The sequence below is a fragment of the Vibrio sp. DNB22_10_4 genome (genome assembly GCF_052879755.1).
In genome coordinates, this window is the sequence record NZ_JBNNXW010000010.1 from 98,459 (window position 1) to 122,876 (window position 24,418).

Consider the following 24,418-nt stretch of genomic DNA (forward strand, 5'->3'; position numbering starts at 1 on the left):
GCCTTTTTACTATTTCAAGTGAAGGATTAAACCCACTTAGTCTTAGTTGCTTCTTTCACTGCAGACATAACTAGCGTCGGTAGTGATGCAGCCATGATGACACCGAATAGATGACCTGCTGCCAGTGCTTCCGTGTTGAAGATTAGCTGGCCTAGACCTGTGTAGATAACCCCTAGCGATAGAATCGCTGACACCGATACTGCACTCAACAGGTACTTGTTGGTGAATGGATTTCTGCGGTATAGCGACGTAAATGTACGTGAGTCAAATAGGTGCCATAGCTGAGCAAAGACTAGCATCGCAAATGCCATTGTCTGTGCGTAGTTCGCAGAGAAGCCGTTGGTTAGTGCCCAGTTGAACGCCATGTAGCTCATGCCACCCAGTGCTAGACCACGAGTTAGGATACGAGTACCTAGGTGGTCACTGAAGAAGCTCTCGTTACGTTTGCGAGGCTTACGCTCCATCAGATCTTTCTCTTCTGGCTCAACACCTAGCGCTAGCGCTGGTAGGCCATCCGATACCAAGTTGATCCATAGAATCATCAGTGGTGTTAGCGGCAAGATAGCCTCTGGACCCATCATTAGGAACGCAAACAGAATAACCGATACTTCACCTACGTTCGCTGTTAGAGCCTGACGAATGAACTTACGAAGGTTATCGAAGATTTGACGACCTTGGCGTACCGCTTTCACGATAGTGCTGAAGTTGTCATCCAGTAGGATAAGGTCACCTGAGTCTTTCGCTACAGACGTACCAGTGATACCCATAGCAACACCGATATCTGCACGGCGCAGTGCGGGCGCGTCGTTCACACCGTCACCTGTCATCGCTGCTACTTCGTTGTTGAACTGCTGAGCCTGAACGATACGTAGCTTGTGCTCTGGTGTTACACGGGCAAATACTGCAACTTCCGGACAGATCTGACGAAGCTTGTCATCGTCCATCTCATCAAGCTCTGCACCCGTCACAACCAGATCTTTCTCGCTGCGGATGATACCGATATCACGTGCAATCGCGGCAGCGGTTAGCGCGTGGTCACCGGTGATCATTACCGTTCTCACACCTGCTTGGTAGCAGCTTTCAATCGCATCGCGTACTTCTGGACGCGGTGGATCCATGATGCCGTAGAGACCCAATACCGTAATGTCTTTCTCTAGCTCTTCAAAGTCACGCTCTAGGTCTGCTTCTGTTAGCTCTTTGAAGCCAACGGCTAGCGTACGCAGTGCGTCTTGAGCAAAGTTTGCAATCGCAGCTTCATAGTTTGCAACGATCTCAGCACTTGGGCTAGTCGCCAGCGCAAGGTTGCCGTCCGATGCTGTTGGTGTGTGCTCAACAGACGTACCGTCAACCATAAAGCCTGCTGCGTTGCGAAGAATCACATCTGGCGCACCCTTGATAGCAAGGAAGTGGTTGCCTTCAGGACCTTTCACGATAACCGATGCCATCTTACGAGAAGAATCGAACGGGAATTTCTCAACGATAGAGTAACCACCTGACGTTAGCATCTCAGACTGGTTCAGACCTGCTTTCGCTGCTGCCACAATCAGTGCACCCTCAGTTGGGTTACCACGCACAGCCGACTTGTCGCCGTCCATGATGTATTCAGAATCGTTACATAGCGTTGCGACAACCAGACCTTTCATCATCTCAGGGCTTTGCTTGGCATCTGTGCTGTGCGATAGCGGCTTGAATTGACCTTCAGGGCTGAAACCTTTGCCACTTACTTGCCAGTAACGACCGCTTGCATCGTACGCCTTCATTACCTGCATTTGGTTTTGAGTTAGCGTACCTGTCTTATCAGAACAGATAACCGTGGTTGAACCTAGCGTCTCAATCGCAGCCAACTGCTTAGCCAGAGCATTGTTCTTCACCATGCGAGTAGAACCCATGGTTAGAACAATAGTGATGACCGTCGGAAGGCCTTCAGGAATCGCAGCGACAGACAGTGAAATACCGGTGTTGAGGATCTCTAGCCAAGGCATACCGTAGTAAAGACCGATAGCACACACAACCGCTACAACGCCTAGGGCTACTAGCATTAGCGTTTTAGCAATGGTGTCCATGCGCTCTTGCATCGGCGTCTTGGTTTCTTCAGTGTTCGCCATTAGGTCAGCGATGTGACCCACTTCGGTCTGCATACCTGTCGCAACCACAACACCTAGACCTGTACCCGATGTCACCATCGTGGTCATAAAGCCCATGTTTAGCTGGTCGCCAAGGCCTACGGTTTCGTCTTCGATAACCTTAAACGTCTTGTCTACTGGCTCTGATTCACCCGTTAGCGCTGCTTCGTCGATAGATAGACGGTTGGCCTCGAGAATACGTACATCAGCCGCTAGGATGTCACCTGTGCTGATTTTTAAGATATCACCTGGAACGATGTCGCTCGCTGGGATGTCAATCCACTCACCATCACGCTTAACCTGCGCCGACGGTGCCGCCATTTGACGTAGCGCTTCCATACCTTTCTGAGCTTTGAACTCTTGCCAGAAAGCAATCAACGCGTTGATAAAGATGATCGCTGTAATCGCGATCGCATCCACGAGATGTCCGGTGAAATAGGAAACAATGGCACCGACGCCCAGAATGAAAATCAGTGGATTTTTAAATTGGTGGATAAACAGCTCAAGCGCAGATTTGCCAGCCTTCTCTTGCAGCTCGTTTTTTCCGTATTGTGATTGGCGCTCGGCTACTTCCTGTGAAGTCAGGCCTTGCTCCGCCGACACACCCTGCATCTGCTGAGTGTTCTCAACGGTTTCAGTAAACCATTTTTTAGTCATGGGGGTAACTCTCCAAGTAAATTCAGTCGACATCGGTAGAATGACAAACCGATAAAAAGCAATCGCTGAATAAAATGATGAAAACGCCCCGCCCTTAATTTGCATTTTTATTAACAATTAATGCGTAAGCGGAAAGCCAAATTAAGTTACCCGAAACTGAATATCCCTGTAATTAACTTTCGGAGAGCTGGCATGCACTCTAGGACGCTTCTTTGACTCAAAACAAACTTAGATTTTATTCGAGCCTCAAACGTAGCAAGGCTTTGTAAGTAAAGTTAAATAACACCTAATTTTGGCTGAAAGGATACTTCTGTTTTTTCGAAGTGTGAAAGTGAGTGACATTATCGGGAAGGTGGCTGGGGGATACATTTTGGTAACGAAATGGGGCTGGGAGGGTTTTATTCAATAGTTATTCACTGCGGATATATCATTTGAATCGGAGGAATGACCACGTTGCGATGCGACGATAGGCGCTAGCATACGTTCTCCCCTTTAATAACGGGGCGCGTTAGAGGGGGTACTCTTGGGCTCTTTGCTTTTTATTTCAATAGGCAAAAAGCAAGAAGAGCACCCCTCCCAGCCTCCCCTTAGTAAGGGGAGGAGCAACAAGGCTCGCTAGCGCATCGCCTATTCATTGACAATAACACTGCCTTGCGACGCTAGGAGCAAACGGCTAACTAAGCACTAATCCCAGAATGACGCAGCAATGCATCAATCTCTGGCTCACGGCCTCGGAAGCGCTTAAACAGCTCCATCGGCTCTTCACTGCCACCCATTTCTAGGATGTTGTTTAGGAAGCTTTGACCAGTCTCTTTATTAAAGATGCCTTCTTCTTCAAAACGAGAATAAGCATCTGAAGACAACACTTCTGCCCATAGATAGCTGTAGTAGCCAGCACTGTAGCCACCAGCAAAGATGTGACTAAAGCTGTGTGAGAAGCGGTTCCACTCTAGGCTTGGCAATACGGCGACCTTGGATTTCACATCTGCAAGGGTTTCTAGAACGCGTGCGCCGATGTCTGGATCGTATTCTGTGTGCAGCGTGAAGTCGAACAAACCGAACTCAAGCTGACGCAGGATAAACATCGCCGATTGGAAGTTCTTCGCTGCCAGCATCTTGTCGAGCATGGCTTTTGGTAGCGGCTCGCCGGTTTCATAGTGACCAGATATAAATGCCAGCGCTTCTTCTTCCCAGCACCAGTTTTCGAGGAACTGACTTGGCAGCTCGACCGCATCCCATGGCACACCGTTAATGCCAGACACAGCACCAGTATCGATCTTAGTCAGCATGTGGTGAATGCCGTGGCCAGTTTCGTGGAATAGTGTCACCACTTCATCGTGAGTGAACATGGCAGGCTTATCACCCACTGGTTTGTTGAAGTTGCACGTTAGGTACGCCACTGGGGTTTGCAGTTCACCTTCAGCATTGGTGCGGCGCACTCGACATTCGTCCATCCATGCTCCGCCACGTTTGTGCTCACGTGCATACAGATCTAAGTAAAAGCTGCCGCGCAGCGTGTCTTCATTATCGAAGATATCAAAGAAACGTACCGACTCATGCCAAGTATCCACACCTTCACGTTCAGTAATCTTCATACCGAAGACGCGATTAAGCACCTCGAACAAGCCACTAACCACTTTTGATTCTGGGAAGTATGGGCGCAGCTCTTCATCTGAGAACTGGAATAGGTGCTGCTTTTGCTTCTCGCTGTAGTAAGCGATATCCCAAAGGTTTAACTCAGTGACGCCAAACTCTTTTTCGGCAAATTGGCGTAGCTCTTCGACTTCACGTTCACCTTGAGGCTTGGCTTTCGTCGCGAGATCGTTCAAGAAGCCAAGCACTTGCGCCGGGCTCTCAGCCATTTTGGTCGCCAGCGATTTCTCACTGAAGGTACCAAAACCAAGCAAGCGAGCAATTTCATGGCGCAGTTTTAACTGCTCTGAAATGATATCTGTGTTGTCCCACTGACCCGCTGTCGGGCCGCGATCAGAGGCGCGAGTGACGTATGCTTCATACAATTCTTGGCGCAGCGCTTGGTTATCACAGTAAGTGAGAACTGGAAGATAAGATGGAATATCGAGCGTTAATAAATAACCCTCGAGTTCTTTGGCTTCAGCGGCCGCTTTCGCTGCGGCCAGCGCCGATTCCGGCATGCCTACTAGCTCTTTCTCATCGGTGATGTGCTTAGTCCAGCCCATAGTGGCATCGAGCACATTGTTAGAGAACTGCGAGCCTAGCTCTGACATGCGCTTGCTGATCTCGCCGTAGCGATGCTGCTCGTTAGCAGGTAAGCCAATACCAGATAGCTCAAAGTCACGCAGTGAATCTTTGATGGTTTTTTGCTGAGCTTGGCTTAACGCCTCAAACTCATCGCTGGCTTTGATCGCTTTGTAAGCTTCATACAGACCTTTGTGCTGGCCTACCCAAGTGCCGTACTCCGACAAAATAGGCAAACAGCTTTCATACGCTTCGCGCAGCTCGTCGCTGTTGACCACAGAGTTCATATGGCTCACTGGTGACCAAAGGCGGCTTAGCTTGTCATCAATCTCTTCGATTGGCGCAACAACATTATCCCAAGTCGGATTGGTATTGCCTTCAAGCACCGCATCAATCTTCGCGCGGCAGGCATCAATCGCTTGCTCGACTGCTGGTTTCACATATTCTGGTTTAATTTGTGAAAAAGGAGGTAAGTCGGTAAACGTCAGTAGTGGGTTTGACATGCAGCGTCCCTTTTTAGTTATTGGGTTCCCTCACTCATTGGGTAGGAAGTGAGCGTAATTATTAAATAAATGTAGTCATTGGACTCGAATTTCAATCCTTACGATAAGACGAAGTTGTAAGATCTCTGCCGCTTCGGGAAAGAAGAGGTTATACTTCGTCCATTATTGTCTAACCGAGTCATTATTTTGCTGAGCTATCGTCACAGTTTTCACGCAGGCAACCATGCCGACGTCGTGAAGCACATAGTACAAAGTCTTATCCTTAATTCTCTAAAAAACAAGGAAAAGCCATTCGTTTATCACGACACCCACTCAGGTGTAGGTCGCTACGATCTTACCCATGAATGGTCGGAGAAAACGGGCGAATACAAGCAAGGTATCGGCAAACTTTGGGGTAACTCAGACATCCCAGAAGAGATCGCCAGCTACATTGAGTCGATTGATACGCTAAATAACGGTGATGCTCTGCGCTACTACCCAGGCTCCCCACGTGTGGCGCGCGCGCATCTGCGCCCGCAAGACCGTATGGTATTGACCGAGCTGCACCCAAGTGACTTCCCGCTACTTGAGCAAGAATTCCATCGCGACCGTCAGGTTAAGATCTTTAAAGAAGATGGCTTTAAGCGCCTAAAAGCGAGCCTACCACCAGCAGAGCGTCGCGGCTTAGTACTGATTGATCCACCCTACGAGCTCGCCAGAGAGTATCGCGATGTGGTGACCGCGATTGCACAAAGCCATAAGCGCTGGGCCACCGGTATCTACGCAATTTGGTACCCAGTGGTCAATCGCTACGACATCGACGACATGATTGATGGTCTAGAAGGGCTCGGTATCCGCAAGATCCTACAGATTGAGCTTGGGGTTTCTCCTGATACCAATGAGCGCGGCATGACAGCTTCGGGCATGATTGTTATCAACCCACCTTGGATGCTAGAGCAGCAGATGAAAGAGATTCTGCCGTACCTTAAAGAGAAGATTGCCCCTGCAACGGGTCACTTTAAGGTGGAGTGGATTGTCCCTGAGTAAACAATTCCCGAAAATAAGCTTATAGAACACCAAGCGCAAGCGTCTGTTTTTCATAACAAGCTTGCGCTTTTTTGTTGCCCTTATTCCCTTACTTGAAAAATATTTCGACTTTTTTGAAATTACTTTCGTCTTTTTCAAACACCCTTCGTCTTACTAGTGAAAGTACTGAAGCAGTACACCCAAATTACATCCTAGTGAGGAAACCAACATGATTAAGATTGTTAGCTTTAAGATTTGTCCCTTTGTTCAACGCGTGACAGCAGCACTAGAAGCTAAGCAGATCCCTTACGAGATTGAGTACATCAGTCTAAAAGACAAACCGCAGTGGTTTTTAGATATCTCACCGAATGGGCAAGTACCAGTCATGGTGACCGAGTCCGGCACGGCGCTGTTTGAGTCTGACGCCATCATTGAGTACATCGAGGATGAATATGGTTCGCTAGAGCAAGGCGTCACCAATGAGCAACGAGCGCTTGACCGCGCATGGAGTTACCTAGGGTCGAAGCACTATCTTGCTCAGTGCGGCACCATGAGCAGTAAAGATCAGCAAACTTTTGAAGAGCGCGCAGAGAAGCTGATCAAAGCGTTCCAAAAAGCAGAGAACCAACTGTCGGGTGAGACAAAGTTCTTTAAATCGGATGCGCTCAGCAATGTGGATATGGCATGGCTACCGCTACTGCATCGAGCTGCCATTGTTAAAGCCCACTCTGGGTATGATTTCTTCTGTGGTCTACCTAAGATGCAAGCATGGCAGCAAAACATTCTCAAGTCGGGTCTGGTCGAGAAAACCGTATCAGAAGACTTCGATACGCTGTTTAGCAACTTCTATCTAACCAACACCTATCTGGCGGAAGGTAAAGATATGGCTACAACATCAGGCTGTGGAACAAGTAGCTGCTGTGGTTAATCATGACGCTCTGAGGGCGCTCGCCCTCAGACTCATCGACATTAATCGTTATTAGTCATAATCAACGCAACTTTTTCCCATTGGAGAAAGTTGCTAGACTCGATTTATTATACGGACAGAGATTGTGGCTAACGTTTTGGGTTGTTGAGTTCTGACAACATCGCCCCAATATGCTTTAGTACAAGCAATCACAATATTTATAAGCTCTTGGAGAACGTAATGGCAACGCATTTTGACTATATCTGTATTGGTGGCGGCAGCGGCGGTATCGCATCTGCAAACCGTGCGGCAATGTATGGCGCGAAGGTTGCGCTTATCGAAGCGAAAGACCTAGGCGGTACTTGTGTAAACGTTGGCTGTGTACCTAAAAAGGTCATGTGGCACGGCGCGCAAATTGCTGAAGCGATGAACCTATACGCGGAAGACTATGGTTTTGACGTTGACGTTAAAGGCTTCGACTGGAACAAGCTGGTTGAAAGCCGCCAAGCGTACATTGGTCGTATCCACCAATCTTACGATCGCGTACTAGGTAACAACAAAGTAAACGTTATCAAGGGCTTTGCTAAATTCGTTGACGCGAAAACTGTTGAGGTTGATGGTGAACTATATACAGCAGACCACATCCTTATCGCTGTTGGTGGTCGCCCAACCATTCCAAACATCCCGGGTGCTGAATACGGTATCGACTCAAACGGCTTCTTCGACCTAGATGCACAGCCTAAGCGTGTTGCTGTTGTAGGTGCGGGTTACATTGCTGTTGAGATCGCAGGCGTGCTAAGTGCACTGGGTACAGAGACACACCTATTTGTTCGTAAAGAGTCGCCACTACGTAGCTTCGATCCAATGATCATCGACACACTAGTCGAAGTAATGGATGCAGAAGGCCCAACACTGCACACCCACTCTGTGCCAAAAGAAGTGGTTAAAGAAGCAGACGGCAGTCTGACTCTGCTCCTAGAGAACGGTGAAAGCCAAAACGTTGACCAGCTAATCTGGGCAATTGGTCGTCACCCAGCAACAGACGCAATCAACCTGAGCGCTACAGGCGTTGAGACTAACGATCGCGGCTACATCAAGGTAGACGAATACCAAACAACCAACGTTGAAGGCATCTACTGTGTGGGCGATATCATGGAAGGTGGTATCGAGCTAACACCTGTTGCAGTTAAAGCCGGTCGCCAGCTTTCTGAGCGTCTGTTTAACAACAAACCAAACGCGAAGATGGACTATGACCTAGTTCCTACCGTGGTATTTAGCCACCCACCTATCGGCACCATTGGTCTAACAACACAAGAAGCTGAAGCTAAGTACGGCGAAGACAACGTAAAAGTGTACACATCAGGCTTCACAGCGATGTACACCGCTGTCACTAAGCACCGCCAGCCTTGTAAGATGAAGCTAGTATGTGCGGGCGACGATGAGAAAGTGGTTGGTCTACACGGCATCGGCTTTACGGTTGATGAAATGATTCAAGGCTTTGCGGTTGCGATGAAGATGGGTGCAACCAAAGCAGACTTTGATTCTGTTGTGGCTATCCACCCAACGGGCTCTGAAGAGTTCGTTACTATGCGCTAAAAACCGCGCAGCACACATAATATGATTTCAGCCCAGTTTCGACTGGGCTGTTCTACATCTAAAGTTTCGAACCACCACACACCTTTACGTAATCAAGCAAATACTCATTCCTACCTAGCTTGAAACGCCTCGCATCGCTTGAACCTCAAGCACAGGATTAATGGTTTTCACAGTAACTAGCACATAGCCTTTGTTTTAGTTTTTTCTGCTAGCTAACAGATCTCATCCAGCATGAGTCTCTGCAAACTAGTCAAATTAAATAAAAGGAACGTGAAATGAAACCTTCTCATTTGTTGGCAGCTGCGACACTTATCAGCACCAGCTTGCCCGCTTTTGCAGTCAACCCGCAACCCGATCCAACCAACCCCACGGGTTACGTGTTACTGCGCAGTGAAGTGCAAGCCAGCGCAGCCGCCCAAACCAATGACCCTATGTATGCGGTATGGGCAAATGCCCTCTCCACTGCACCAAACACTGTCGTCGATGCGATTGACGCAGGATTGGCGACCAATCCCGGCAACGTAAAACGTGCCGAGCGCGTATTCCCGCGCTCGGAATGGGACTTTCTCACTCAAATGGCAGCTCCAGAGTACACCTACCAGCGTTTTTTGCAGGCCATCGGTAAGTTTCCCGCATTTTGTGGCGACTACACCGATGGACGTGATGCCGATGCCATCTGTAAGCGCTCCATCGTCACTGCATTTGCCCATTTCGCCCAAGAAACCGGCGGACATATCGCGCTGGATAACACTTGGGATAACCCACTTGCTTTAGAGGAGTGGCAGCAAGCTTTAGTTCATGTGCGTGAGATGGGATGGTCTGAAGGTCAAGAAGGCTATACCACAGGTTGCGGACAGAATGACTGGCAAAACAAACGCTGGCCATGTTCACCCAATCAAGGATATTTCGGTCGCGGCGCCAAACAGCTTTCCTACCATTTTAACTACGGTCCTTTCTCGGAGGTGATGTTTGATGGTGATGCGACGGTACTACTTAACAATCCAGCTCTGGTTGCCGATTCTTGGTTAAACCTTGCCTCTGCGATTTGGTTCTTCCTAACTCCACAAGCACCTAAGCCCGCCATGCTTCACGTGATTGACCGTACATGGAAACCCTCACAGCGAGAAATTGACGCGGGAATTGGCTATGGTTTTGGCACCACCATTAATATCATAAATGGCGGTATTGAATGTGGTGAGCAAAACAAAACCAAAGGCCAACCGGTTAACCGTATTCGTTATTGGGAGGGGCTAGCGGCACACTACCAGATCCCCATTGAAGCCGATGAAGCCAACACCTGCTGGCAACAAACACCTTATGGCAGCCTCAATCTCAATGGTGCGACCGATGTGCTCTACACCAACTGGGAAGCAAGCTGGAAGTACCATGCGAACCGCCCGGGTGGCGTCTCATTTGAATGTAATCTAGTGGGATATCAAACCGCCTATTCGGCACTGGTTCCTGGTGACTATGAAAAGTGTGTTACCAACTTCTACGGCTCTCACGCTAATTGGCCCGAGGTGCGTATTGTCGATACATTGCCATCTGATGGTGGTACCGGCGGCGGAAACACTGGTGGTGGCGACACAGGTTCAGACACCCCTTCTAGTATTCTCGTTTGGGAGGCCGGAGTCACTCAAGCTAAGGTTGGCGACACCGTGATTCATCAAGGCAAGTGTTTTACCGCCAAAAACAAACCTGGCGTATGGGAAACACCAACGCAAACTAACTGGTTTTGGCAGCAAGTGAATTGCCCAGCTTAAGAACATCACCAATATCTATAAATCACTGATTTATTATAGAAAACAGAGCAGCAGTTCGGTATCCTCTAGCCTGGTTAAAAAGGACGCATTGGCCAGACATTGAAACATGGACATCGCACAGAGCTGCTGCTCAACTTCCACTATATGGATAAGGCTGAGCAAGCCACATATCTTGATCAACTAAAACACTCAGATCCCAAGCTGCATCTCGAGTTACTCAGTGAACAGAGCACCACACATTCGGAGCTAACACAAATATTAGGTCGACACGCCAGTGTGCATGTCGATGACTCAGCGATTGCCCAAACTAAGCTCGGTCCCTATCGAGTTTGCGAGCGAATTGGGCGTGGTGGTATGAGCCAAGTCTATCTGGCCGAGCGATGTGATGGTCGATTTGAACAGTCCGTCGCCATTAAGGTGTTCGAGCCGCACCTGAGCAATATGGTTGGCAAAACCATGCTGTATTGGGAAGCGCAGCTTCTGGCGAAGCTCAATCACCCCAATATCGCCAATGTACTGGATGCTAACGAAACAGATTCCTCGGTATTTTTGGTGATTGAACATGTAAAAGGTCAATCACTCACGCAATGGCTGACCACTAGCCCCAGCAATAGCGTTAAACTTGCGCTGTTTTTCGATATTACCGACGCCATACACCACGCTCATGCGCAAGGTGTGTTCCATGGGGATCTCAAGCCAGAAAATATCCTCGTCGACGAGAATGGCGACGCCAAGGTGATCGATTTTAGTATCGCGACTCATGATGCTCGCTATGCTGATCTGCACATTTACAGCGCCGACTATGCCAGTCCAACGCAAAAACAAACCGGTAAAGTAGATGCCTCAAGCGACATTTATGCCCTTGGCAAAATTTTCAACAAACTGTTTCCCAACCAACAGCACAAATCTGAATGGCAATGGGTCTATCAAAAGTGTACTCAGCCAAGTGCACTTCAATACTCTCGGATAGCGGAGTTGAAGTCAGACATTAAAGCACTTCAGCACAATAAGCCCATCTCCCACCCGGATGCAAACGCCCTTTATCGATGTGGCAAGCTTTTAAAGCGAAGACCACTCGCCAGCGCCTTGACCGTGCTACTCATGACTTCCGGCTTAGGCTTTGTTTCTGCGTTAATCAATAAAAACCTTGAACTCCAACAGCAGCAACGCGTCTCCAATGAACTATTACTCGAAATGACGCAGCTACTGTTTCACGGCCATCACAGTGATGCCACCTCTCTAAAAGCCATGCTGGACTTAACCAGCATGCGGCTACTGAACCATCAAGATTTACCCATTGATATCAAACAGAAGCTGGTATTGGCGATGTTAATGCCAGAGCAAGGCTCTGACGAACAAGAACAACAAGACATAGGTACAACCTCAGAATGAAACGTATGAATCCTGCCTGGGTGGCCATGGTAACCACCCTTGCGAGCACACAAATTTTCGCAACTGATATTCAGATAGGCCACTTTATTGATGCACCCGTCACAGGCCTCTACTACGAGACCAGCTCCAAGATTCGCGGTTACACCCAACAGGGACAATTTGAGTTTAAAGACGGCGATGAGGTTCGCTTTTACTTAGGCAGCAACAACCAACATAAACTGCTCGCCACAGTTGCTGCGCAAGAGGTGGTTACGCCTAATCTCGCTTCAACCACACCCAGCAAAAGCCTTAATATGGTTCGTCTCTTGCTTGGCATCGATACCGCTCCTAATCGCGACGACCTCATCAAGCTCGATAGTGACTGGCTGTCAACGGATAAGGTTCAAGCGCTACTCAACGCACTGGATCTCAACAACCTACCTGAGAGTCTCAGCATCTCGAATAAACCTCTCGCCAGCGTGCATGAAGCCGCCAAACACCTAGAAAGCAGCCAGCAATACATAGAGCAGAACTTTACCTCCAAACAAGTGCTCACAGCGCCATTAGACGTAAAGCTAGTCAACACAATTCTTAAACGTCGAGACTGGCGAGGAAACCTGTGTTTTTACGATACTGCGCGACGCGACGAACCGAACTATCACGGCCCAATTGGCAGCACCACCTATAAAATTGTTGATGGAGGCATAATTCTCTATCCGGATGTGGGCGATTACTATGGCAGCCGTGATGGCTCCGTCAGCAGCTGTGAAGTCAATGTCAGTCAAAGCTACCAAAAGCAAGAGTTTGAGAAGATAGACGACTATTCCGACTGGGGCGGACTCATCGCTTGTGCCCATACCGGCTGCACCCACCTAGACCTAAATGGATTCGATATCGAAGATTTTGATGATGAGGGCGATTGGAAGTACCGAACCGTGGCAATTAGCTACAACACCACCACCAAGCTACTGACTCAAAAGTCGCAAGGGTTGGGCAAGAAGGCTAAGGTAGAACACGATAATCTGACCGAGCACCTATGGTTTACCTCAGCTGTAGATGAAAAGCAGTCTATCGATTTCCAAGGCTATTGGCGCCAGCGTAATCTTGCGTCCGGTGACACTCGTTGTCTTTACATCGACAAGGATCACGTTCTACAAAGTAAGCGAGCAACATGCACTAAAAACCGCCAAGACTATACCCAAGATGTCACGGCAGAGTTTGGCGATATGTGGTGGCTCAGCAGCGACGGTTCGAGTGCAGCAAGTATTGAGCAGCTCAACAGCGGAGTAAAGTGGTACAGCACCGATAACACACCTCGCTATAGCTTATGGGAGTTCTTACCGACTCAAAATCAGTGGAGCGAGGGCAAAATTTATCGCCGCTTTCAAGACATTCAAGTCGACCAGTTCGGCAAACAGCAAGCTCGCACCATTGCTGTGTTCGAACTGGAAAGATTAGCCAACAACTCATGGATATAGGAACGCCAATGCAACTGACAGATATCATCGTCCGGTGGCACAACGGCGATAAGCAGGCAGAGGGGCTACTGTTTCATTATGCCTATGAACAACTAAAGAGCATCGCCCACAAAGAGCGGGTGCGTGCTTTAGATAAATTTGGTGATAATGCAGAACACCACGAGCAAGAGGTAAACAACACCACAGCTCTGATCCATGATGCTTACGTCAAACTGTCCCAGCATGACGTCAGCTATCTGCAGAATCGGAAGCAATTCTTCTTACTGGTCTCCAAGGTCGTACGCCAAATCCTTATCGATCAATCCAGAAAACGCCTCGCACAAAAGCGCCAACCGACAACCGCGACCACGCGAGACCAACAGAACTTTGATCAACTGATGAGCTTTGATAGTGCTTTAGGAGAGCTTAAAAAACGCTTCCCACGCCAATCCGAAGTGCTCCAATTGCGCTACTTTGCTGGCCTTAAAAATAAAGAAATCAGTGACATGCTGCAATGCAGCCCCAGTCTTATCGAGAAAGACCTCAAGTTCTCTCGCAGTTGGATGCAGTCACAGATATAAATTATTTTTACGGTTTTTTGTGACAATTACGTTCCTTGTTGCTCATTCAGTAAACGGTTAAAAAAGGGTCATTAACCGAGTGAAACCAAACAAGGAACGACCCTATGAAACAACTTAGCGCAATCGCCATCGCGGTTTCTTTGATTCTTACTGGCTGCGGCGGTAGCGATAATGGTGATGCCGGCACCTCAACTGGCGGCGGTGAGCAAACTAAGCCTTCGTTGCAGCGACTAGCTCTTGATGGCTACTTGGTAGACGCTGATGTCTACATTGACCGTAACCGTAACAACATTGCTGAAACCGACGAGAAGTTGACGGCTACCACCGATTCACAGGGTAAGTTCACCATTTCGGAAGCCGATGCCGAGTTCCCAGTCATCGTTCGCGCCGTTGCAGGTCGCAGTTACGATACCGATAAAGGCGGCAGGCTGATCAACACATTTGAGATCGCGGCACCAGCAGGCACCGCAGTTGTCAGCCCATTCTCAACCATTGCCGTTCTCGAACAGAAAACGCTGGAAGAAGTCGCGACAGATTTAAATATCGACAGCACCACCCTAGATACTGACTACGTGGCTGCAAAGCAAGCCAACGCCAACGCGAAACAAGTGCATGCCATTGCTCGCTCACTAACGTTGCAACTAGATAGTGATCTCGCCAGCTCAGAAGCGAACCTTTCTGATATCAAAACTCAGCTCACAAACATCCAAGATAAAATTGCAGAACAGGTAAATAACGACGTCGATCTAGACACCATCATCGTTGATGAAAAGGGTAACGTTAGCGAATCGCCAAAAACCGTCAAGGACATGATGGTCGGCTCAACCTATTACTATGTGTCGACCAATGATGACTATTTCCACAAAGAGGGGGTTTCAGAAATCACCTTCCACGAGAATAAAGTCAGCTTTATCGATGACAACGGCGAAGTCGGCGAACACTCGCTTACCTACACCGATACTGGCTACATTACTCCTGACGGCGAAGAGACCATCATTTTACTTGGTGAAAAGCTCAGTCTAACCGTGACGCCTCAAAACGATTTGTTTGTCGCTAGCCAAGTAAACTTTGGTGACAACGGCTACGAAAAGCGTGTGGTAACGACATCAGAGTTTGCTGGTAAGACTTTGTATCACTTCTGGGATGATTCCACGTCTAACAAGGCGGACCCAGATATGGCGAAGATTACCCTCAACACGGATGGTAGTGGCGTGATTGTGGAAAGACAGGGACTCAATTGGCCAGAGACTGAAATGCAAGGATCATGGCGTATTAGTGACCAAGGCGACCTCGTCCTTAGTGCTAGCGACTTCGATGAAGATTGGGTGATCTCGTTCACTACATTAACAAGCCAAGGCTTGCATGTAGCCTACGAAGACAGTCGTAATCAATCTAAGCCGCTATTGTTTACTGAGAACCACGATCTGGCTGACAACCTATATAGAGAATGGCTTAAACTCGCGAAGTAACGCGAGATCCTCAAACTGCCCTGCGGGGCAGTTTTTACACAACTCTGATCCCCACTCCCTTTCTTAGTTGGCAAAACTTCCTTATAGTTTGTGAAGACTGTAAGGAGTTGTTAATGGACAAAAAACACGTTTATTTCTTTGATGCGATGCGCTGTGTGGCGGCGCTGGCGGTGATCATCATTCATGCGCTTGGGCCTTACCGTCATGAACTTGGACAAATCCCAATGGGCGAATGGGTAACAGCGATCACCTATAATGGTTTTAGCCGCTGGGCAGTACCAGTGTTTATCCTTATCACTGGCGCTCTCATGCTTAATGATACGCGCCCTTTCGATCTTAAATACTACCTATCGCGCCGATTAGGCAAAGTGCTGATCCCGTTTCTGGTATGGTCACTGTTTTACGCCTATTTGTCCGGCTGGACGATTGAAGGTTTTAATGGCGACACGGTAAAAGAGGTCCTCGCTGAGAGTTATCATCACCAAACTTATTACCACCTAGGATTCTTTTACTACTTCATCCCACTTTATGCAGCTATTCCGTTTCTGCAAATCTTCGTTCGTAAATTCGACGATGGGGCGCTTTATGCGTTCACAGGGCTCTGGTTATTGACGACCCTGCTATTCTTGATGCGTATAGATGGCCCTTGGAGTGAGCAGTTCTGGCTGTATATGGGATTGCTGCCACTGGGCTACATTTTGTATCAAAAGCTACCTGCCAGTCGCGGCGTGGTGGTGATTTCCGTCATCCTTGGCGTTGGTGCGATGGCACTAAGCAGCTACATGGTGGTGCAAGGCAGTATTGAAGCCGACCGCTATTATGTCGGCCGCTGGTTCTCATACAAGACGCTGAATACGGTTCTCGCGGCAAGTATGATTTTCATTGTCTGTAAGGCATATGCGGACAATCTAAAACCAAAAGTGAAGAAGGTGGTGAGCTTTATCAGTCAGTACAGTTTGGGTATCTATATTCTGCACCCGCTGTTTTTATGGCCGATGAATGAGCTAGGACTGCACCATGGACACCCGATTTATATGATCCCTTTCTGGGTCATCATCAGCGGCAGTTTGGCGCTGGCCACCAGCTGGCTGCTCGCTCGCAGCGCAAAAACTCGCTGGTTGCTGCCATAACGTTTACTTCCCGACACACACCACGTTCAGCAAGGTGTTACCTTTAAGTGGTGACACCTTGCCATTGGTAAATAGTCCTTTCTGACCATCTCCCCAATACGGCATTTGCATCGGCCACTGGTTGTTGTTCATGACCTTGGAACCAACAAGTGCTTGCCAATCACTGTTGCTCACTAAATGCATATCGAGATCGCTGCATACCTTAATGGCGCTGTTGTAGCTTAAACGATTCCAAGCCTTGTCATGCTCCATATAGAACTGATGGTCACCGCCCGAGAGATAAGGAACAGCATAGCGTTTGCCATCGACCTGTGCAGAGAGTCGAACGGAGAGAGAAGAAGACTTGGTTGTAGGCAGTGCTGGAATGGTTGTCGCTTTCTTGGCAGGTTTTGGCGCTGTCGATTGGGATTGAGGTGTTGGTTGGGACTTGTCTTGGCCAGACTGAGGCTTAAGGGCAAGGGTTTTCTCAGATGCTTGTGGTTTACTGAAGGCGGCTTTTACACCGGTAGGATTGGAGGGCTTCGCAACAGAGGAAGATGAAGCGCTCACCATCTTCCCGCTGCGCTCAACCACACGAATAAATGCATCTCCGTAGCCGCTTATTCCTTTAACCTCGATTAAGTCCCGCTTGGCTTTATTCACATCGGTGTAAGGGCCAATCAAACAACGGTAACTGCTCTGCTGTGGCAGCATCCAGACATCGGAGGATATCTCCGAGTACAGTGGCATTGCCTGCTCAAGAGGCATCGGCGTCTCGAGTATCCCACATTGAATCCAATAAACAGCGTCTTTAGATTCCGGAACTTTGCTACCCCAAACCCCACTGCCGATGGGGCAGTTTTCCGCTAACACTGGGAGTTGATTCGTAGAAGCTTGGCTAGCATCACACAGAGCATCGTCTGCCAATACGTTCGTCGACACAGTCAATACCCCGAGCAGAACACTACTGCGCAGCCAGCGTGATGAAACGCTTGCTAATCCCTTAACTCTGCCGAAAGAGCCCATACCTATCCCCTGAACACTTCATCTGGAATTTGCGACACAAATAAAAAGAGTCGCAATCATTTGCGACTCTTAGTGTAGTGAGGATTGGGTTTAAAAATCAATCTCTCTCGATCACCCTTTGTAGATTTTCGGGTTAAATACATCACGTAACCAGTCACCTAATAGGTTGATTACTAGTACCAAAGTGATCAGAACTAGGCCTGGGAACGCCGTGATCCACCAAGCACCCGAGAAGATGTACTTAAAGCCGATACTGATAAGTGCACCCAGCGACGGTTGGTCAACCGGTAGACCAAGTCCAAGGAACGACAGCGCTGCTTCTGACATGATCGCGTTCGCCACCTGTACTGTTGAGATAACTAAGATTGGCGACAAACAGTTTGGCAGAATGTGACGGAACATGATGCGTGGTGCTTTAAAGCCCATCACGCGCGCCGCTTCCACGTACTCTTTCTTCTTCTCAGCCAGTACCGAAGCACGGATGGTACGCGCATACTGTGGCCATTCGGCAATACCGATGATCACCACCAGCATCAGCACCGCATATTGACTGAAGAACTCGCTACCAAAGCTCGCCTTAAAGATAGCCGAAACAATGATCGCCACCATCATGGTTGAGAACGATAGCTGAACGTCAGCAAAGCGCATTAGGAAGCTATCAACACGACCACCGAAGTAACCCGCTGACAGACCAATAACGGTACCTAGAAGTAGCTGAAGACCTACAGCAGCAAAGCCAATCGTTAGTGATAGACGAGAGCCGTAAAGAATCGTCGACAGAATATCACGACCTTGCTCATCGGTACCCAGCGGGAAGGTTGCGTCGCCGTCTTCCATCCAAGATGGTGGCAACTCGGCATCCATAATGTCGATAGTACTGAGATCATACGGGTTATGCGGTGCAATCAACGGCGAGGCCAACGACATCACTAGAATCACCATAAAGACAGTGAAACTCGTCATCGCAACCTTGTCGCGCTTAAAGTAATACAGAAAATCCGATTGTTTGAAACGGTCCCAACGTGAAGGAACAGTTTGTACTGCTTGTGTCATGGTTATGCTCCTTTACCAGTTAGGTTTACAGTTGGGTTAATCAGGCCGTATAGCAGGTCGACAATAGTGTTCGTCACAACGAAGATAAGACCTACAAAGATAACGTACGCAGTAATAAGTGGCGTATCTACACGGTTGATTGCCTCAAGGAAAAGGAAGCCTGTACCAGGCCACTGGAATACGGTTTCGGTTAGAATGGTATACGCCACCATAGTACCGATTTGTACGCCACCTACCGTCAATACCGGCAGCATGGTGTTTTTAAGCGCATGTTGGTAGTAGATCTTATGCAGCGCTAGACCTTTCGCCTTACCAAACTTGATGTATTCAGAGCTCAGCACTTCTAGCATTTCTGCGCGCACTAGACGAATAAACAGCGGCAACATAATGGAAGCCAGTGCGATACATGGCAGCACTAGATGCGCCAGACCATCAAGCGTTAGGAAGCCAGAGTCCCAACCAAACCAGTTTGCGGTTTCACCTCGTCCGTAGGACGGGAGCCAGCCCAGTTCGATAGAGAAGACATACATCAACATGATTGCGGTTAGGAAAACAGGGATCGAGATACCGATGCTACTGCCTGCCATCACAACTTTGGTAAAGAAACTCTTCGGGTTAATTGCAGAGTAGACCCCAAGAGGGATAGATAAACAGATTATGATTAACGTGGCACCCAGTACCAGCTCTAGCGTCGCCACTAGTTTGCTCGCAATCACTTCAACCGCAGGGCGCTTGAAGAAGTATGAGTTACCTAAATCACCTTGTACCGCGTTACCAAGAAAACGCGCGTATTTCGTAATGAAGGGATCGTTGAGGCCCATTTCATCTCGCATCGCTTGACGCTCTGCTTCTGAAACCGACTGACCTACAAGTTCACGCAACGGGTCGCCCAGGTTATCCTGAATGGCAAACGCCACCAAACTGATCACAAACATCACTATCAGTGCCTGAAACAGGCGCTTGACCAGAAACGAAAACATTCCTTGCCCCTTATGTATCCATTACATTAAAAATTTCGTTCAGCCTAAAAAAACGCGCTCTGCTCGCTGAACAAAGCAGAGCGCGATTATCTGTCGCTTACTCAGCGAGAGAGTGCCGCTTACTTAACGACTAGATCACCAAAGTATGGGAAGTTCATGCCGTTGATGATTGGGCCAATCTCAACGTTAGACTTCGCTGCCCATGATGGATCTTGCCAGTGTAGAGGAACAAACGCCGCTTCATCGTATAGCGTTGCTTCAACTTGCTTAAGCATCGCGCTGCGCTTCGCTAGGTCTGTCTCAGAGTTAGATGCAGCAACAATCTTGTCCACTTCTGGGTTAGAGTAGTGACCACAGTTGTACTGACCACGACCCGTTGTTTCATCACGAGTCATTGTTAGGAACTCTGTGAAGTTCGCTGAATCTTCTGTATCTGGGTGCCAGCCGATCATCATCATGTCTGCTGCACACTTATCAAACTCTGGCCAGTATTGCGCTTTAGGCATTGTCTTCAGATCAACCTTGATGCCGATCTTAGACAGCATTGCTGCCGCAGCTTGAGCAATCTTGTCATCGTTCACGTAACGGTTGTTTGGTGCCATCATAGATAGCGTAAAGCCGTTCTCGTAACCCGCTTCCTTCATTAGCTCTTTCGCTTTCTTCAGGTCGTAGCGTGGTGTTAGCTCTTCGTTGTAACCCGCGTAACCAACTGGGCTTTGCTGACCTGCAGGTGTCGCAGCACCTTTCATGATCTTCTTAGCAATACCTTCGTTGTTGATGGCGTGAACGATAGCTTGACGAACGCGAACGTCTTTCAGCGCTTCGTTGCTGTTTTGGTTCATTTGGAACGTGATTACACGCGTACCAGGCATAGTGTATAGGTTGATGTTGCTCGCGCTATCCACACGTTTGTAGTCGTTTGGTGCTACTGGAGCAATCATGTCTACGTCGCCAGAAAGAAGTGCTGCTACACGCGTTGCTGCTTCTTTGATTGGTACAAGTGTTAGGTTATCAACGTTACCTTTTGATGCGGTATCCCAGTAGTTAGGGTTACGCTCAAACTCAACCTTGATGCCTTGCTCACGTGATTTGACCGTGAATGGGCCAGTACCAGAAACGTTAGTAGAAGCAAAAGAGTTACCGTGCTTAACGATTTCGCCTTTGTCTGTACCGTCTGCCGCTGTACCTGAGTAGAACTTGCTGTCCATTGGGAAGATGTACGTTGCCACGTTCTCAACTAGCGGGTAAGTACCGTCAGTCTTGATTTCGATGGTGTAGTCGTCAACTTTCGTCAGTGATACTAGCGGCGCAAAGATACCTTTAAAGTCAGCAGACTTCTTAAGACGCGCAAATGTCCATACTACGTCGTCAGCCGTTAGCTCGTTACCAGAGTGGAACTTAACACCTTTACGTAGGTTGAAACGCATAGTTTCGTTGTCGACACGATCCCAAGACTCAGCCAAACGAGGCTCAAATTCCATGTCTTGGTTAAAACGTACTAGTGGGTCAAATACCATGTGTGAAAGCTGCATCACACCGCCAGATAGCTGCTCTTGTGGATCAAGCGTTACTGGGTCAGCGTCGTATGCTACGGTGATGTTTGCCGCTGCAGCGCTAAAGCTCAGGCCAGCTGCCATCAAAGCCACTGCTAATTTACTTTTCATGGTTTTCATTGTGCATAACTCCTTCATGCGGGGATCCGGATCCCTTTTTGTTGTGTTTGCTTCTGCTTATATTTCCATTAGGAACTTATTTGGCTTACGCCGTTTTTACTACTTCTTCTCTTAAACCTGTAAATTCAGGCATCAAGGAAATCAGGTGTTGGCTGTATTCGTGTTGTGGGTCGGTAAACAATTGCTCGGTTGGTGCCACTTCCAGTAGCGTACCCATCTGCATTACACCCACTCGATCACACATCTGACGGATAACCGGCAAATCGTGACTGATGAACAGCATGGTGAGGTTCAGCTCTTGCTGAAGGTCTTTAAGTAAGTTCAAAATCTGCGCCTGAACCGATACATCAAGGGCTGATGTAGGCTCATCACAAATCAATAGACGTGGACGCGTTGCCAGTGCACGCGCGATAGAAATACGCTGACGCTGACCACCGGAGAACTCGTGCGGATACTTCACACCCGCCATCTTGCCCAGCCCCACGTGCTCAAGCAGATCTTCAACAATCTGTTTGGTTTCTGACTCGTTTGCGGTCAGTTTGTGGAAACGAATTGGCTCAGCGATGATGTCGTAGATCTTCATACGCGGGTTCATTGAGGTGTATGGGTTTTGGAACACCATCTGCATCTGACGACGCATTGGACGGCGCTCTTTCTCCGACTTAAGTGAGGTTAAGTCAATACCCTCAAAGGTCACTTTGCCTGAGTTTGGCGCGTACAGACCCGCGATAACGCGAGCAATGGTTGATTTACCAGAACCTGACTCACCCACCAGACCAAATGTCTCGCCCTCATGAACCTCAAAGCTCACGTTGTTCGACGCCTGCACGTACTCACGACGGCTTTCGAACAAAGAATCTTTGGTCACAAAGCGCAGGTTAACGTTCTCTACGTTGAGAAGTGGACCGGTGTAATCACGGTGGTCTTGGCTTTGACCTAACCAGTGGTTTTTCACATCAAGCGGCTCCATTTCGTGAGCTTCTTCGATGTAGCTAACCAGTGGGAAGCGATCCAGTTTCATGTCTGAACGAGGAACCGCAGAAATCAGGCTACGTGTATATGGATGATCAGGGTCACCCAGCACTTTCTTAGTCGCACCAAACTCAACCAGGTCACCGCGATACATTACCGCCACCCGGTCAGTCACGTTAGAAACCACACCCATATCATGGGTAACTAGCATACAACCCACGTTGTTCTTAATGCACAGGTCGCGAATCAAACCTAAGATTTGATCTTGAATTGATACATCCAGTGCCGTGGTTGGCTCATCAGCAATGATTAGCTCAGGCTCTCCCGCTAGCGCGATAGCGATAACCACACGCTGACGCATACCACCAGAGAACTGGTGTGGGTATTGTTTAAGACGGTTTTCTGGTTGTGGGATACCCACTTGCTTCATTAGGTTAAGCGAGCGCTCATAGGCTTGCTCATCCGTCACCTTCATATTGGCGTGGATGGTCTCTTTTAATTGTTGCTCAACCGTGAAGAGTGGATTAAGTGAGGTCATTGGGTCTTGGAAAATAAACCCGATTTTTGAGCCACGAACTTTTCGCATCTGTTCAGGAGATAGACCGGAGATTTTCTCTCCATCCAAGAACACTTCGCCACCAGCGATCGTTCCTGGAGGTGATAGCAAATCAATGACCGCATTACCTACGGTCGATTTACCTGCACCAGACTCACCCACAACACCAACAATTTCGCCGCGCTCAATATTGAACGACAAATTTTTAACCGCGGCATGTACCCCATGGCGAGATGGGTATTCGATACGAAGATCTTTAACTTCTAATAATGACATTACCAGACCTCTACTGCTTTGGCAGTTTTCTGCCCCTGTCTGAAAAATTGAATCCATTCTTAGACAGCATTTTCTGCTGACTAATTACAAGTGCATCAATTTGGCAAATCTTTCACAGAAAAGCAACAAAAATAGGATAAAAATTCGAATTCATGCAAATCTAAAGCAGTATAAATAAATATTTATGCACATTAACTACATATAGCAATGGTAAGACCTATTGAAAAACTTGATGTAGCACCAATAAAACCCACTAAAAAACGATCATAAATCGCTACACATCACGATATTAGCCACATTAATAACTAACCAGCGTCGAATAGTTATTCCACAATGATTTTAACACCATGGAAACATAAATTTTGTCACAAAGTCATTTGCAGAACTAAAGTCTAGATCTTAATCACACTTCCTAGCCTAAATGCTCAGATTTTGAAAGTGAGCAACATTTTACTCTACATTAAATTGCAACATAGTCAGTGCTATCATTATGAACAAAACTCTAGCTTTTCCAGAAAACGCAGAGCGAAGCACCATTTCTTATCTCACAAGAATCGTAGAAATGTTATTCAGCCTACTCCAAGAGACACATCAGGCTATTTATAGAAAGAAATAGTACCTAGAAGAGTAAGCTTTCGCGTTTTAATCACAGCAATCATATGAAACCAGACTAGAGAAAGTCATGAAATCGAGCTCATTAGCTCTCCTGAGTTCACTCACCTACGCCACTTCGGAGTTTTCCAACCATCGAAAACGACAAAACCCCGTCTTTTGACGAGGCTTTCGAATGGTGGTCGGTGAAGAGGGATTTGATTGGTTCGACACTCGACGACTGGGCTTCCAGCCCCCGACCCGCATGAGCATTCCTCAAAAACTGCAAAACTACATACGAAAAAGCCTCGTCTTTCGACGAGGCTTTCGGATAGTGGTCGGTGAAGAGGGATTCGATGGGACTGGGCTTCCAGCCCTCGACCCACATGGGCTTTCCCTAAAACCATAAAGCCTATATACGAAAAAAGCCTCGTCTTTCGACGAGGCTTTCGAATGGTGGTCGGTGAAGAGGGATTCGAACCCCCGACCCTCTGGTCCCAAACCAGATGCGCTACCAAGCTGCGCTATTCACC

Annotated in this window: 16 protein-coding genes; 9 read left to right on the top strand and 7 right to left on the bottom strand. The window is 48.1% G+C overall.

The window, feature by feature from the left end; genetic code table 11:
• Window positions 1-26: 26 nt before the first annotated feature.
• Together ACVA6Q_RS19215 and prlC are read right to left on the bottom strand one after the other, a co-directional pair.
• The gene (locus ACVA6Q_RS19215) at window positions 27-2,780 is read right to left on the bottom strand and encodes a cation-translocating P-type ATPase (protein ID WP_446648587.1); all 2,754 of its coding nucleotides are present in this window, start codon (window positions 2,778-2,780) and stop codon (window positions 27-29) included.
• Window positions 2,781-3,457: 677 nt separating this feature from the next.
• On the bottom strand, window positions 3,458-5,500 hold the full coding sequence (gene prlC / locus ACVA6Q_RS19220; RefSeq protein ID WP_446648588.1) for an oligopeptidase A: 2,043 nt from the start codon (window positions 5,498-5,500) through the stop codon (window positions 3,458-3,460).
• A gap of 186 nt (window positions 5,501-5,686) precedes the next feature.
• Between prlC and ACVA6Q_RS19225 the strand changes: the two genes are divergently transcribed.
• The 9 genes from ACVA6Q_RS19225 to ACVA6Q_RS19265 all read left to right on the top strand — a co-directional run bounded on the left by ACVA6Q_RS19225 (window position 5,687) and on the right by ACVA6Q_RS19265 (window position 16,779).
• Window positions 5,687-6,526 (top strand): 23S rRNA (adenine(2030)-N(6))-methyltransferase RlmJ, encoded by an 840-nt coding sequence (locus ACVA6Q_RS19225; RefSeq protein ID WP_446648589.1) that lies wholly within the window; start codon window positions 5,687-5,689, stop codon window positions 6,524-6,526.
• A gap of 208 nt (window positions 6,527-6,734) precedes the next feature.
• The gene (locus ACVA6Q_RS19230; protein WP_446648590.1) at window positions 6,735-7,433 is read left to right on the top strand and encodes a glutathione S-transferase family protein; all 699 of its coding nucleotides are present in this window, start codon (window positions 6,735-6,737) and stop codon (window positions 7,431-7,433) included.
• Window positions 7,434-7,652: 219 nt separating this feature from the next.
• Window positions 7,653-9,008 (top strand): glutathione-disulfide reductase, encoded by a 1,356-nt coding sequence (gorA, locus tag ACVA6Q_RS19235; protein ID WP_446648591.1) that lies wholly within the window; start codon window positions 7,653-7,655, stop codon window positions 9,006-9,008.
• A gap of 275 nt (window positions 9,009-9,283) precedes the next feature.
• Window positions 9,284-10,771 (top strand): chitinase, encoded by a 1,488-nt coding sequence (locus ACVA6Q_RS19240; protein WP_446648592.1) that lies wholly within the window; start codon window positions 9,284-9,286, stop codon window positions 10,769-10,771.
• A gap of 99 nt (window positions 10,772-10,870) precedes the next feature.
• Window positions 10,871-12,163, top strand: a complete 1,293-nt coding sequence (locus ACVA6Q_RS19245; protein ID WP_446648593.1) for a serine/threonine protein kinase — start codon at window positions 10,871-10,873, stop codon at window positions 12,161-12,163.
• Window positions 12,160-13,620, top strand: a complete 1,461-nt coding sequence (locus tag ACVA6Q_RS19250; protein ID WP_446648594.1) for a chromosome partitioning protein ParA — start codon at window positions 12,160-12,162, stop codon at window positions 13,618-13,620. Before ACVA6Q_RS19245 ends, ACVA6Q_RS19250 begins: the two co-directional genes overlap by 4 nt.
• 8 nt (window positions 13,621-13,628) lie before the next feature.
• Window positions 13,629-14,180: an ECF-type sigma factor gene (locus ACVA6Q_RS19255; RefSeq protein WP_353497442.1), complete on the top strand. Its 552-nt coding sequence runs from the start codon at window positions 13,629-13,631 to the stop codon at window positions 14,178-14,180.
• A gap of 104 nt (window positions 14,181-14,284) precedes the next feature.
• On the top strand, window positions 14,285-15,649 hold the full coding sequence (locus ACVA6Q_RS19260) for a hypothetical protein (RefSeq protein ID WP_446648595.1): 1,365 nt from the start codon (window positions 14,285-14,287) through the stop codon (window positions 15,647-15,649).
• Between the two features lie 113 nt (window positions 15,650-15,762).
• Window positions 15,763-16,779, top strand: a complete 1,017-nt coding sequence (locus ACVA6Q_RS19265) for an acyltransferase (protein ID WP_446648596.1) — start codon at window positions 15,763-15,765, stop codon at window positions 16,777-16,779.
• Between the two features lie 3 nt (window positions 16,780-16,782).
• Here the strand turns inward: ACVA6Q_RS19265 and ACVA6Q_RS19270 are convergent, their stop codons facing one another.
• The 5 genes from ACVA6Q_RS19270 to ACVA6Q_RS19290 form a co-directional block, all read right to left on the bottom strand.
• Complete coding sequence (locus tag ACVA6Q_RS19270) at window positions 16,783-17,784, bottom strand: SPOR domain-containing protein (RefSeq protein WP_446648597.1); 1,002 nt, start codon at window positions 17,782-17,784, stop codon at window positions 16,783-16,785.
• Between the two features lie 111 nt (window positions 17,785-17,895).
• Window positions 17,896-18,837 carry an ABC transporter permease gene (locus tag ACVA6Q_RS19275; RefSeq protein WP_446648598.1) on the bottom strand — a complete coding sequence of 314 codons (942 nt, stop codon included), beginning with the start codon at window positions 18,835-18,837 and terminating at the stop codon, window positions 17,896-17,898.
• A 2-nt stretch (window positions 18,838-18,839) separates the two neighbouring features.
• Window positions 18,840-19,817 (bottom strand): ABC transporter permease, encoded by a 978-nt coding sequence (locus ACVA6Q_RS19280; RefSeq protein ID WP_353497447.1) that lies wholly within the window; start codon window positions 19,815-19,817, stop codon window positions 18,840-18,842.
• Window positions 19,818-19,936: 119 nt separating this feature from the next.
• On the bottom strand, window positions 19,937-21,490 hold the full coding sequence (locus tag ACVA6Q_RS19285; protein ID WP_353497448.1) for an ABC transporter substrate-binding protein: 1,554 nt from the start codon (window positions 21,488-21,490) through the stop codon (window positions 19,937-19,939).
• A gap of 85 nt (window positions 21,491-21,575) precedes the next feature.
• Complete coding sequence (locus tag ACVA6Q_RS19290) at window positions 21,576-23,294, bottom strand: dipeptide ABC transporter ATP-binding protein (protein WP_446648599.1); 1,719 nt, start codon at window positions 23,292-23,294, stop codon at window positions 21,576-21,578.
• Between the last annotated feature and the right edge of the window lie 1,124 nt (window positions 23,295-24,418).

Bases quoted from the DNA above. Each gene is read 5' to 3' on its own strand.
- ACVA6Q_RS19275 (WP_446648598.1), bottom strand. From the start codon at position 18,837: ATGACACAAGCAGTACAAACTGTTCCTTCACGTTGGGACCGTTTCAAA.
- ACVA6Q_RS19215 (WP_446648587.1), bottom strand. From the start codon at position 2,780: ATGACTAAAAAATGGTTTACTGAAACCGTTGAGAACACTCAGCAGATG.
- ACVA6Q_RS19250 (WP_446648594.1), top strand. From the start codon at position 12,160: ATGAAACGTATGAATCCTGCCTGGGTGGCCATGGTAACCACCCTTGCG.
- gorA (WP_446648591.1), top strand. From the start codon at position 7,653: ATGGCAACGCATTTTGACTATATCTGTATTGGTGGCGGCAGCGGCGGT.
- ACVA6Q_RS19255 (WP_353497442.1), top strand. From the start codon at position 13,629: ATGCAACTGACAGATATCATCGTCCGGTGGCACAACGGCGATAAGCAG.
- ACVA6Q_RS19280 (WP_353497447.1), bottom strand. From the start codon at position 19,817: ATGTTTTCGTTTCTGGTCAAGCGCCTGTTTCAGGCACTGATAGTGATG.
- ACVA6Q_RS19270 (WP_446648597.1), bottom strand. From the start codon at position 17,784: ATGGGCTCTTTCGGCAGAGTTAAGGGATTAGCAAGCGTTTCATCACGC.
- ACVA6Q_RS19285 (WP_353497448.1), bottom strand. From the start codon at position 21,490: ATGAAAACCATGAAAAGTAAATTAGCAGTGGCTTTGATGGCAGCTGGC.
- ACVA6Q_RS19230 (WP_446648590.1), top strand. From the start codon at position 6,735: ATGATTAAGATTGTTAGCTTTAAGATTTGTCCCTTTGTTCAACGCGTG.
- ACVA6Q_RS19290 (WP_446648599.1), bottom strand. From the start codon at position 23,294: ATGTCATTATTAGAAGTTAAAGATCTTCGTATCGAATACCCATCTCGC.
- ACVA6Q_RS19240 (WP_446648592.1), top strand. From the start codon at position 9,284: ATGAAACCTTCTCATTTGTTGGCAGCTGCGACACTTATCAGCACCAGC.
- ACVA6Q_RS19265 (WP_446648596.1), top strand. From the start codon at position 15,763: ATGGACAAAAAACACGTTTATTTCTTTGATGCGATGCGCTGTGTGGCG.
- ACVA6Q_RS19260 (WP_446648595.1), top strand. From the start codon at position 14,285: ATGAAACAACTTAGCGCAATCGCCATCGCGGTTTCTTTGATTCTTACT.
- prlC (WP_446648588.1), bottom strand. From the start codon at position 5,500: ATGTCAAACCCACTACTGACGTTTACCGACTTACCTCCTTTTTCACAA.